We start from the raw sequence: 12044 nt of genomic DNA on the forward strand, positions 1-12044 counted from the left end.
AACCATGAGAACGATCGAAACTAGCTCTCACGCAGAGAACAGCACTCTTCGCAAAGTTCCAACTTTAAGCCTGGCAAGTTACACGAAAGGTTCTGGATCTGAAAAAGCCCGTTTCATTGATCAACTTTTCACTGGCCTTAAAGAATACGGTTTCATCATCCTGAAAGATCACGACGTTAAAGCAGCGGATCTTCATAAAGCTTATGACCTTCTTGAAAAATTCTATGCACTTCCCGAAGACGTAAAGAAGTCCTATATCTCTCCGACTGCGGGTTTCCAACGTGGTTACACTCCGTTTGGTAAGGAACACGCGAAAGACTCTCCAGTAATGGATTTGAAAGAGTTCTGGCATGTGGGCCGCGAACTTGTGGTCGCGAGCGAGTTGAAATCTATCTATCCAGACAACATTTGGCCAACGGATGTTATCCCTGAATTCAAAGATCATTTCTTGAAATTATTTGCCGCGCTTGAAGAAGCGGGGGATGTGATGCTTGAAGCTTTGACGATGCCTTTGGAAGTCGACAAAGATTTCTTTGCACGCATGACGAAAGATGGAAATTCAATTCTTCGTTTGTTGCATTATCCACCAATTCCAGAGGGTGTAGATCCTCGTTGCGTGCGTGCAGCGGCTCACGAAGACATTAACTTCATCACAATCCTTCCAGCAGCAACGGCTTCAGGTCTTCAATTGCAAGACCGCGATGGCACATGGTTGGATATCGAATCTGAACCAGATACTTTGATCGTTGACGTGGGTGACATGTTGGCTCGTCTGACAAATGACGTTTTGCCTTCGACTACTCACCGTGTGATCAATCCTCAGGATGGAAAAAACTCGCACCGTTATTCAATGCCGTTCTTTATGCATCCACATCCAACTGCGATGCTAAGCTGCTTGCCATCCTGCAAAGGAACTGGCGCAAAATACGCGGATATCACGGGCCAGGATTTCCTGATGCAACGTCTGCGTGAAATCGGTCTTATCAAATAGAGCACGTTGACCGGGACCGCATATAAATCGATAGTTAGGGAATGATGAATTCAAAGCAGAAAATCATTGTTCCCGTTGTTGTGGTCCTGGCATTAGCTGCCGTCAGTCTTTTTATTCTAAAGCAAAGAGCAGGGTATACAGGGCATTTTCCTGACGACATGCCTGATTTCAACTATACTGCTGAAGACAAATCAAAGTCTGATGCTTCGGGCTTTTTGCCGACTCAAATGGAAAATCCAGAATTGTTTCAAGCTTGGGCCAAGAATGCCCCTGCAATGTCTGAATGCCTTGATGTTGAAGTTACGGCTCCCACAGCCCAAGAGGATCTTACATTAAATGCGTTAAGCAGAATCGTTCGGAATTCTTTTGGTGAAGTCTTGGGCGTTCAGAATAAATGGACTGTGGTGGATTATAAAACCAAGTACGGTGAAATCCGCCGCGTGTATGTGGAATATTCAACGGATCGCACTGAATCTTTGGCGCGCAGAGTTCAGCACTTCACAATTTTAACCAGCGGAAAAGTTCGCGATATTCACTTGGACAAAGAGCTTACCGACAATCCAACTGATGAAGAAATTCAAAACCTGTCGGCAGACGGAACGGTGCTGGCAACCGCAAAATCCAGTCGAATCAATTTCGCCAATGGTGATGAAATCAATTTCGTAGAAAAGAACGGCAAGGTTCATTCTTTCATCGCCAGCCATTTGGGAAAATACTTCCGCTGCGAAAACACCGACTCCGAAAAAATGTCCTGCTCCTGCAACTAAGGCCATAAGGTACGGACTTACCTGAAAAGGTACGGACTTACTTCAATAGGTAAGTCCGTACCCAATAAAAAAAGGCTTCCAGTTACGGAAGCCTTTTTTGTTTGTGCTCAAAGTTGTCGTTTTCGTTTCCGCTGCGGTACTGCACCGCATACGTAAACAGGACCTGGTACCTTTTATTGGAAGCGGGTTAGGGCGTCTTTCAAAGATTCCAATTGAACCTTTGATTGCGCTAGCAACGCGCGGTCTGCGGCGATCACATCTTCGTCTGCGTTTGCGACGAATTTCTCGTTCGACAATTTGCCAGACAGGATCTGGATGTCTTTGTTGAACTTTTCGATCGCCTTATTGATACGTTTGATCTCTTCGTCGAAATCAACCAAACCTTCAAGTGGGATGATCACTTTAACATTCGCATCTTTGACTGCTACTGGGGCCACTGCGCATTTCATTAGGTTGCCTTCAGCACCGATTTCCATGTTTTCAAGACGGCCCATAGTCATCAAAGCTGTGCGATTGTTTTCCAGGATGTGTTTCACTTGATCGTTCGCAACACCCAGGCGTACGTTTAATTTGATTGCCGGGCTGATGCGGTTTTCCCCACGGATGTTACGCATTGCTGTGATCACTTCTTTCACGATATCGATTTCAAAAGCAGATTCATTGGAAGCCAGCGCCAAGAACTCTTTATCGTTACTAGTTGTTGGATATTGATCCACGATACAAGCCTCGCCTCTGATCGGAAGTTTTTGGTAAATTTCCTCAGAGATAAACGGTGTGAACGGGTGAATCAGGCGCATGATACGATTCAGAACCTGAGCGATCACCAATTGAGTTGCCGCTTTTTCTTCTGCGTTGTTCCCATTCATGATTGGTTTTGTGAATTCGATATACCAGTCGCAGAATTGATTCCAGATGAACTGATACAAAGCGATGGATGCATCAGAGAATCTCTCTTGATCCATGGCTTCTTCAACTTCTCTCGTTACTTCAGCAAGCTTTGTGATGATCCATTTATCGAAAACGCTGATGTGCGCTTTGTTAGGCAAAGCCTTTACACCTGCGGCTGGAGCTTTGAAATCAGAAAGATTTGAAAGTGCGAAACGAGCCGCATTCCAGATCTTATTCATAAAGTTGCGGTAGCCTTCCAAGCGTTGTTCGCTGAACTTAAAGTCTTTACCCGAGAACAAGTGAGCAGAGAAAGTAAAGCGCAGGGCATCTGCACCGTGCTTATCAATCATCTCTACCGGATCGATCGAGTTCCCCAAAGACTTGGACATCTTACGGCCCTGAGAGTCGCGAACCAAACCGTGGATGTAAACCGTTCTGAACGGAACATCACGTTTAAATTCCAGACCCATCATGATCATACGTGCAACCCAGAAGAAAATAATATCGTGACCAGTTACCAGGTAACTAGTTGGGTAGAACGTTTTCAATGTTTCAGTCTCATTCGGCCAACCCATTGTAGAAAAAGGCCAAAGTGCAGACGAGAACCAAGTATCCAAAACGTCGTCGTCCTGGTGAAGATCGTGCTTGCCGCACTTTTCACAAGCTGTGACGTCGGTTTCAGAAACTGTTTGATGGTTACAGGAGTTGCAATACCAAACTGGAATACGGTGACCCCACCACAATTGGCGAGAGATACACCAGTCTTCGATGTTGTTTAACCAATGAAGGTAAACTTTTGTCCAAGACTCGGGTTCGAAACGGATGGTACCGCTTTCTACCACGCGTTTAGCAGGAGTTGCCAGCTGCTCCATTTTAACGAACCACTGTTCAGACAAGAATGGTTCAACTACGGCGCCCGAGCGAGAGCAGTGACCTACAGAGTGAACGTGTGGTTCTTCTTTAACCAGCAAGTTTTGCTCTTTTAGATCTTCCACAACTTTCTTGCGAGCTTCCGCCACTTTCATGCCAGCGTATGGGCCCGCGTTTTCATTCATCTCGGCTTTTTTAGTCAAAAGATTGATGAATTCAAGATGGTGAGTTTTACCGATTTTATAGTCGTTGAAATCATGCGCCGGAGTGATTTTCACCACGCCCGAACCAAACGCTTTATCAACGTAAGTGTCAGCGATGATTTTGATCTTTCTGTTGATCAACGGAACGATCACAGTTTTTCCGATCAATGCCTTGTAACGTTCGTCTTCTGGATGAACGCACAAAGCTGTATCGCCCAGCATTGTCTCTGGACGAGTTGTCGCAACCGTCAAGAAACCAGAGCCATCCTCCAAAGGATAGTTAATGTGGTAAAGAGCGCCCTTCACTTGTTTGTGTTCAACTTCCAAGTCAGAAATTGCAGTTTCAAGAGGGCCTGACCAGTTCACCAAGCGTTGACCACGATAGATCAGACCTTTTTGGTGAAGAGTTACGAATACTTTGCGAACGGCTTTAGAAACACCATCATCCAAAGTAAAGACAGCGCGATCCCAATCACAAGAATCACCCAAGCGACGCATTTGAGAATAAATGCGATTTCCGTATTGATGCTTCCAGTCCCAAACTTTTTCAACGAAAGCTTCGCGGCCTAATTCGTGGCGAGATTTGCCACCTTCTTTTTTAAGTTCACGTTCAACCACAGATTGAGTTGCGATACCGGCGTGGTCCGTACCTGGCAACCACATCGTGTTGTAGCCGCTCATACGCTTCCAACGGATAAGGATATCTTGGATCGTGTGATCCAATGCATGACCCATGTGCAAGAAACCTGTGACGTTCGGAGGAGGTAAGATGATGGAGAATGGTGGTTTTGTGGATTTGTCCTGCGCTTTAAAAAAGCCGGAATTTTCCCACCACTGATAGGTTCTGTTTTCTACATCCGCGGGATTGTAGCGATCTGATAATTGTTCTGACATTGAGGCACCCCAATAGGTCTGCACTCCGACGTTGTCGGAGTAAGATTTTTAACCGTTTGAGTCTATCAGATTCAAGCCCTTAAGGATAGATCCAGCTCCGAAAACGTACTCGCAAAAGGTGCCTGGCGGTTTCTGCAGAAGCGATGCGTCGAGTTTTGGGCAAAAAAGAAGGGAGGCGATGAGGCCTCCCTTGATAAAAGTCGGTTATGCGACTCTTTTGACTATTTCAAGAAGTCAGCGTTCATACGAGCGCCGATCGTGATTTGGTCAACTTTAGCATCCGCTAAATTCGTTGCTGGAGCAGTTCTGTCTGAGAACTTCTGAGTCGTGTTGCTGTATGCAACGTGGTAACGGAAGTTAGTGTCAGCCATTGGTTTGAACTCAAGAACAGCACCATAACCCATGAATTCATTTGTACCGTTGTTAGCTGCAGTTGCGCTTGTTTCAACTTTTTCTGAAGAAGAAATAAGCTCTAGGCGTGGAGTCCATTGTTCCCAACCAGTGTAAGCAAGTTTACCGATCGCAGACCAGATAGAGTCTTTCGCGCCAGTAGCGTCTCTTTTAAAGTCAGAAGCTGTGTAATCAACTTCCAAGTTCCAAGCTGCACCCATTGTCCAGTTGAAGCCAGCTGAGTACAAGTTGTACATGTCTTTAGTAGGTGTGCCTGTACCGTAGTGGTAAGACGCCATTACTTTGAAGTTTTTATCCATGAAAGCGCCTTTATAGATAAGGCCTTCCATCATTGCATTTGAAGTTGCAGCTGGAGGAGGTGCAGTTGGTGTTGTAGAACCATCTGGCGTTTTGAAAGCTACCAACGATAGAGATTGGTCTGGAGTTATGTTCCAAGCCAATTTAGCACCCAACACGTATAATAGGCTGGATGTATTCAACCAAAGACCTTGCAAATTTCCGTTTGGACCAGTCTTTGTGTAGGCTTGAGAGGTAAGGTACAAGTCTGCACCAGAAGTTTGAGACTCTAGAGTACCGTACTCAGATCCCAATTTACCGATTTGCAAAGACATGTCGCCCATTTTGTGTGTCAAGTAAGCGAACTCAAGAGCGGTTTGAGAGTTGTCACCCGCACCTGCAGTTTGTGTTGCATTTTTATTGTATGCAGCACGTAGACGCATAGAAAGTTCTTCGTTAACTTTTCCTTGGTAATCCAAGCGAATAGTTTTGAAGTAAAATTTGTTGGAATCCTGAAGCGCAGAGTCCGTGTACGTCGACGTATCGTAGTCTGCGCGAGCATCAAAATTCAAAGTACCAGCTTGTGCAGCAGATACAGCTGTTGTCGTAGCCAAAGCGGCGATGAAAAACTTTTTCATTAAATGTCCTTCTATAAAAAGTTTTGGTTAATGTTCGTTATGTCCGTTAACGATGCCATTATGCTATAGTCAATTCTTTGGGCCAACAACGGAATATCCATTTATGTCGCTTGTCGGTGCTTTGCGTGTAAAAGACTTATCGTGCTTGGGAAATGACAGAGTGAAGTAAGGTTGTTGTTTCTAAGACACTAACAAAAAACTAACCAAGTAATGATGAAAAAGAAAACGGGGATTTTGAAATCCCCGTTTATGCTTATTGGTTTTCTTTTTGTAATCCGGTGAAGCCGTTCTTCACCGTGTAGACATTGTTGAAGCCTTTTTCCTCCAGGGCTTGTACCACCGGGGAGTAAGTGTTTCCGTTTTGGTCGATGATAACGATGGGGTAGTGAGCAGGAAGCTTTTTGCTTTCAACCTGACTTACTATTTCATCTGTTGATCCCATGATCTGGCAGTTGTCGATATGTAGAGCTTCCACTTGTCCGTACAAAGACTTTAAATCCACTCCCAAGTTTACCAAAATCATGGGAATGCGGCCCCTGATCAAATTGTTGAATTGGAAATATCCAAGTTGAGAAATATCCATGTTTTAACCTACACGCGCATGATCAGGGATCAGCTTGAAGTTGATGATAACGATAGCTAAAGCTGCAAATGCCAAGGTTCCAGAAACCCAGAAAGGCGCAGTCATCGCAACACTGCCGTAAAGGGCTCCACCGATTGCTGGTCCAAGGATGCGCCCCAAGGATGCCATGCTTTGAGTAACTCCCATTGCAGCACCTTGCTCTTTAGGATCTGTCAGCAAGCTGATACTGCCAAGCACGGAAGGATTTGATAAGCCATTACCCAAAGAAAGCAAAGTCATCGCGATCGCCATTCCGAAAAGAGTATCAGAGATAGCAATTGTAGTTAGTCCCACAGCAAAGCAAACCAAGCCCACGCGCAATACTTGGCGTTCGCCAAACTTGGGCAGCATACGGCGTACTAAAAAACCTTGCGTGAAAATAATAATCAAACCGATGTAAGCAAAACCAAAGCTGACTTGTTTGATCGTCCATTGGAACTTATCACCCATGAACAGAATCAACGTGGCTTCCATTCCCGACATTGCCAGAGAGGAAAGCAAGAAAACCGACATCAAGGCGCCCACTGTTTTGGTGTTCAAATATTGCCACATAACAGAGAAACGTTTTTTCTTAGCTGCTGATTCACTTTTCTCTGATAAAGATTCTTTCAGGAATTTGATGCCGAAAAGAAAGTTTGCAAAGCACAAAGCAGCGACCCAGCAAAATGAGAAAGAAGTATCAAAGTGCGGAGCTTCATTGATGTGATGACCCCAGACTGCAAGGAGACCACCCAGTGCCGGGCCCACCACGAAACCCAAGCCGAAAGCGGCGCCAATTAAGGCCATGCCTTTGGAACGTTCGTGTTTGGGAGTGATATCGGAAATGTAAGCTGAAGCCGTGGATAGACTTGCGCCAAAGAATCCAGCAAGGAGGCGCGCAACAAACAACCACTCAAGACTGCGGGCCCAAGCGAACAAGATATAAGAAAGTCCCTCGCCCAAAAGGCAGAACAATAAAATCGGGCGGCGCCCCATGCGATCACTCAGGCGGCCCCAAAACGGAGAAAACAGAAACTGCATCAAAGAATATACTGAGAGAAGCAAACCAGTTTGCAGAGCCGTGGCTCCAAAATTTTTGCTCAGGAGTGGGATGATTGGAATGACTACACCAAAGCCCACAAGATAAAGGAAAACAGTAAAAAATATGATAGCGAGCTGTGATTTATTTGATGTCGTGGTCATGGGGTTGTTATTATTAGGAACTTATGAAAATGGCAAATAATCTTCAGTGTTTGAGCGCGTTCCTATTGAGTTTATTGGTGGCAAGTTCCACCGCGATGGCCTTTGATAATTACAAAGAGTTTCGCCGGGATCGCTGGGATTTCGAATTGGGCACCAATTTCTTTTATTCTGAAGCCAATTATGAAAACTTTGGAGATGGATCAAACAACCTAACCAGTGGAAACCATTACCAACTTTTGGATATGGATTTTAGCACGCGCTACATGCCGGCTAAGAATTGGTCCGTTTTCGCTTCAGGAACCATGAGTTCGGCCGAAAGTAAGAACTCCGTCGCAACGCGCACCAACACGAGCTTTACGGATTTCATCGGGGGCCTAGATTTCATCGCCTATGATGGTTGGTTACAGCTGGTGCCTGAGTTTGGGTTGTTGATTCCCTTTCAAGAGGTCAATGGAACTGGCGATGACGCTTTAAATTCCGAAGGCGTCTTTGAATTCTGGGGTCGCTTAACGGCGCAAAAAGATTTCGGCACAGTTCGCATGTATGGCTGGTTAGGATATGACTATCGTGGTGATGGCAGATCTTCGTTGTTTCCGTGGGGAGCTGGTTTGCAATTAAAAGCCAATGCGTTTCGCTTCGGTGGGGAGTTGATCGGCAGTCAGTCTTTATCCAACGACAAAGACACGAACACAAAATATATCCGCAATGCTTATCTGCAAAATGTGAATGCGGGATCTTATAAGTTTTATTCTGTGAATCCGTCTGTGATCGACACTCTTTTTTATGCCACGTGGGTGATTGATTCCAAGTGGAGTTTGCAAGCGAATGGTGGTGCAACGGTAGCTGGGGAAAATGCAGCTGCAGGTTACCACGTTGGCGGCTTTATTCGCTATAGCTTCGATATGGCTGCAGGTTATGCTGAAGAAACATATACTCCGACTTACACTCCGACACCAAGCTCTGCGCCTGTTCCGACGGGACGTTCCGGTATGTATGATCGTTCTGATACTCAAATCAGCACTCCGAATACTCGCAAATTCAAAGAAGCGACTGACGATGGTGTGGATCAAAAGCAGTTCAAGCCTCGCCCGACAAAAAAGAAGAAAAAGAAATCTGATGTGAACCTGCAGCAGCAGTTGGATAAAACTGAATTTGAAGTAGAGCTAAAACGCGGCGGTCACTAAAGCCTGAGCGTCGCTTAAAGAAATACCTTCGACATCGACAGTTTTCTGCCTGCCGGTGTCGCCTTTAACCAAAGTTATATTGCGCTTTGGAACCTTAAAAAATTTAGCCAGATATTCGATCAGTTCGGCATTCGCTTCACCGTCAACCGGTGGGGCGGAGATCTTAATTTTTAGCATGCCGTTGTGGGGACCCACGATTTGATTCTTGGAAGACTTGGGCTGAATAAAAAGGTGGAGCCGAACTCCACCTTTGATTTCTTCAATCACGGACTTTATTTACTCTGCAGATAGCGGAGAAATATTTGTCGAGCGTGTGTTGCCAGTCGCAGGACTTGTGCCATTTGGGTTATTTACAAAGTTTTGATTTTGCAAATGCATTTGTGGCATATACTTTTCGCCTTGTTCAAGCAATGAAAGATGAGCTTGCGCCAACGCTTTCAAATTTGCTTCAAACTGCATGCGAGCACGTTTAAGCTCATTCACTTCTTGATACATGCGTTTCAAAGAATCGCGGGAATCACGAGTGATGATCTCGGCTTTTTGGTTGGCATCGGCAGTGATAAGCTTAGCCTCGCGTTCAGCATCCTGACGAAGGCGGTCTGCCATCTGAGTTGCTGTAGCGATTGTTTCTTTCAAAACTTGATCGCGCTCTTTATATTCCATCAAGGAAAGTTCTTTTTCGCGAAGAGCTTCTTTCAGAGAGTTTCTATCTTGAATCAAAGCTTCCATTTGTGCGGCGACCTGTTGGAGGAAATCCATAACCTCATCAGTGTCGAGACCCATCATTCTTTTACCAAATGATTTGTGAGCTATATCAATGGGTGTGATTTTCATGTCTGTTCCTCCTTGAACACTATGAAATAAGGATAAAAGTCTATTCAGGCACCCGGCAAGGTTATTTGATTTCCCGGGCCATTTCTTTGTTTCTCATCGCGGCCTTTTCGAAGCTGATTCGAAGGGCGCGCTCGATTTCAAGCTCTCTCATGGACTGAAGTCCAGCTGCAGTGACACCTTTTTTGGATGTAACGCGGGCTTGGAGGTCTTCCACATTTTCCCGAGCTTGAGCTGCCAACAAAGAAGCTCCTACAAATGTCTCAATGGTCATGACTCGGGCTTCCTCGATCGAAAACCCGTGTTCTTCGATCCAATCCTGCCAGTACATCATCATTTCAAAGACAAATCCCGTTCCGCTGGAGCAAGAAATCATCAAAGCTTCGAACTGATCTTCATCAGTTACTTTGATCACTCGGCCCAGGGGTTCGAACAGATCTTCAACTGTGCTTTCTAAAGCATCATCCTCGTCTTCATTTAATAGGTATCCTATAACTCCGCGACCGATAACGGAGGGAGTGTTGGGCATGACGCGAGCGATGCGAGCTCCATTTAAGAAGCGTTCAAGCATTTGCATGCGCACACCGGCGGCAACGCTGATAACAATTTTGTTTTCATCAAAAGCTCTTCCAACGGGTTCTAAAGCAGTTAGAAGATCCTGAGGCTTTACTGCCAGGATAATGATGTCACAAATATCAATTAGGTCTTCGTTGTTCGGAAGAGAATTGATTTTATACTGTTCAACCAGTTTTACCAATTTTCCTTCTGATCTGTTGGTAGCGTAAATGTGATTAGCAGGAATACCGCCTTCGATAAGGCCTTTGATCATGGCTTGAGCCATGTTACCTGCACCCAGAAATCCGATTTTTTGAGCTTTGAGCAGTGGGTTCATAGATTCATCCTACCTTCAGCTTTGGTATTCGCCAAACGAAATCATCCACTATGTCAGACTCCGCCGAGCCTAATTTCGGTTAATTTCTTGCTCCAAATAGAATTGTACCTAAGCGAACCAATGTGGCGCCCTCTTGGAGGGCAACCCTAAAATCATTGCTGGTTCCCATGGAGAGCGTTTTAAGAGGGTGTCGCGTTAAATCCGTATTTTTAGCAAGCGATTGTTGAAGTTCACGCAGTTCCCGGAAGTAATGGCGAACCTCTTCACCCGTTTCTGTCAGGGGAGGCATGGTCATTAAGCCGTCGATGGTTAAATGGGCAAGGCTTGTGACCTCTTGCCAGTTGGCGATCAGGGAGTCTTTATCAAAACCACCCTTGCTTTCTTCGTGGGCAAGGTTCACCTGAATCAATATCTTTTGACTGACCTTTTTGCTTTCGCATTGGCGGCTTAGAGTTTGTGCAAGTTCCAAAGAATCCACGGAATGAATGAGGGTGAATTGACCCACCACGAACTTTGCTTTGTTCTTTTGAAGGTGGCCGATCAGATGCCATTCGATATCGCTTAAGTCTTTCAGTTGCTCTTGCTTATCTAAAGCTTCCTGAACGTAGTTTTCGCCAAACTTGCGCTGACCTTGTTGGTAAAGATCGCGGATCTTTACAACCGGTTGAAGTTTGGAAACGGCAAGAATTTTGTCAGCACCGATTTCGGTGCGAATTTCCTGAAAGCTCATGGGGTAAACCTATCAATCATTTTAACCTCCCGCCATCTTTGCTGCGATGCGATCTCATTAATTCCTGGAAATTTCACTTTGAAAATACCATCGCTACTTTTTTCTTGACGAAGGTTGGGGGTACTCCTATAACATGGTCCATGTACCGCTCCTCCCGTCGAATAGCGATATACAAATCTCAGGACCCTCGGCTGCGAAAACAGTTCGGGGGTGCGCTTTTAAAACGCAGCAATGCCAAGAAAGCGCGACCGATCAGCACCAAGCATGCGATGCACGTGGTGTTGCATTCCGATCAGGCCAAGGGTGCGTGGTCATTTCGTCATCATAAAAATTGGAAGCGCATTTCCGAGATTCTGTCTGTGCAGGCGCGACGCTATGGTGTTCAGTTGCGCGAAGTTGTGAACGGTGGGGATCATCTTCAGCTCGTTTTAAAAATTAAAAACCGCGAACTTTTTAATTCTTTTATCCGATCCATCAGTGGGATCATTGCGATGAGGGTAACAGGGGCGGCAAAAACTCGGGCCTTGAAGGAAAAGTTTTGGGATTTTCGACCGTGGAGCCGAGTTGTTGCTCTAATCCGTAAATATTCGGTGCAAGCAGATCAGACTGTGCAGAAATACTTGGTCGAGGCCAAAATTTTCAATTTTAAAGAGGCACCAGCCTGA

General features: G+C 45.4%; 12 protein-coding genes. 4 read left to right on the plus strand and 8 right to left on the minus strand.

Features of this window, described 5'->3' with window-relative positions; all coding sequences use genetic code 11:
- Positions 1-4 precede the first annotated feature (4 nt).
- Both DOM22_RS02030 and DOM22_RS02035 read left to right on the plus strand, forming a co-directional pair.
- Positions 5-991, plus strand: coding sequence for an isopenicillin N synthase family oxygenase (locus DOM22_RS02030; protein WP_142698787.1), 987 nt, complete (start codon positions 5-7; stop codon positions 989-991).
- A 41-nt stretch (positions 992-1032) separates the two neighbouring features.
- On the plus strand, positions 1033-1758 hold the full coding sequence (locus tag DOM22_RS02035; RefSeq protein ID WP_142698788.1) for a hypothetical protein: 726 nt from the start codon (positions 1033-1035) through the stop codon (positions 1756-1758).
- Positions 1759-1931: 173 nt separating this feature from the next.
- Here DOM22_RS02035 and DOM22_RS02040 read toward each other — a convergent pair whose 3' ends face one another.
- From DOM22_RS02040 to DOM22_RS02055, 4 genes are all read right to left on the minus strand, one after another.
- Positions 1932-4613, minus strand: coding sequence for a valine--tRNA ligase (locus tag DOM22_RS02040; protein WP_142698789.1), 2682 nt, complete (start codon positions 4611-4613; stop codon positions 1932-1934).
- A 221-nt stretch (positions 4614-4834) separates the two neighbouring features.
- The gene (locus DOM22_RS02045) at positions 4835-5938 is read right to left on the minus strand and encodes a porin (protein ID WP_142698790.1); all 1104 of its coding nucleotides are present in this window, start codon (positions 5936-5938) and stop codon (positions 4835-4837) included.
- Positions 5939-6191: 253 nt separating this feature from the next.
- On the minus strand, positions 6192-6521 hold the full coding sequence (locus DOM22_RS02050; protein ID WP_210415670.1) for a rhodanese-like domain-containing protein: 330 nt from the start codon (positions 6519-6521) through the stop codon (positions 6192-6194).
- Between the two features lie 3 nt (positions 6522-6524).
- Positions 6525-7742 (minus strand): MFS transporter, encoded by a 1218-nt coding sequence (locus DOM22_RS02055; protein WP_142698792.1) that lies wholly within the window; start codon positions 7740-7742, stop codon positions 6525-6527.
- 29 nt (positions 7743-7771) lie between these two features.
- Between DOM22_RS02055 and DOM22_RS02060 the strand changes: the two genes are divergently transcribed.
- The gene (locus tag DOM22_RS02060; RefSeq protein WP_142702067.1) at positions 7772-8926 is read left to right on the plus strand and encodes a hypothetical protein; all 1155 of its coding nucleotides are present in this window, start codon (positions 7772-7774) and stop codon (positions 8924-8926) included.
- On the opposite strand, the gene DOM22_RS02065 is transcribed toward DOM22_RS02060, so the two are convergent.
- The 4 genes from DOM22_RS02065 to DOM22_RS02080 all read right to left on the minus strand — a co-directional run bounded on the left by DOM22_RS02065 (position 8906) and on the right by DOM22_RS02080 (position 11379).
- Positions 8906-9193, minus strand: coding sequence for a DUF167 family protein (locus DOM22_RS02065; protein WP_142698793.1), 288 nt, complete (start codon positions 9191-9193; stop codon positions 8906-8908). The genes DOM22_RS02060 and DOM22_RS02065 overlap by 21 nt on opposite strands.
- Positions 9194-9202: 9 nt before the next feature.
- Positions 9203-9760 carry a DivIVA domain-containing protein gene (locus DOM22_RS02070; protein WP_246845807.1) on the minus strand — a complete coding sequence of 186 codons (558 nt, stop codon included), beginning with the start codon at positions 9758-9760 and terminating at the stop codon, positions 9203-9205.
- 61 nt (positions 9761-9821) lie between these two features.
- A complete protein-coding gene (locus tag DOM22_RS02075; RefSeq protein ID WP_142698794.1) occupies positions 9822-10649 on the minus strand; it encodes a pyrroline-5-carboxylate reductase in 828 nt (275 codons plus the stop codon).
- A 79-nt stretch (positions 10650-10728) separates the two neighbouring features.
- Positions 10729-11379, minus strand: coding sequence for a YggS family pyridoxal phosphate-dependent enzyme (locus tag DOM22_RS02080; protein ID WP_142698795.1), 651 nt, complete (start codon positions 11377-11379; stop codon positions 10729-10731).
- 275 nt (positions 11380-11654) lie between these two features.
- Between DOM22_RS02080 and DOM22_RS02085 the strand changes: the two genes are divergently transcribed.
- Positions 11655-12044: a transposase gene (locus DOM22_RS02085; protein WP_210415671.1), complete on the plus strand. Its 390-nt coding sequence runs from the start codon at positions 11655-11657 to the stop codon at positions 12042-12044.

The organism is Bdellovibrio sp. ZAP7, from assembly GCF_006874645.1.
Lineage (GTDB): Bacteria > Bdellovibrionota > Bdellovibrionia > Bdellovibrionales > Bdellovibrionaceae > Bdellovibrio.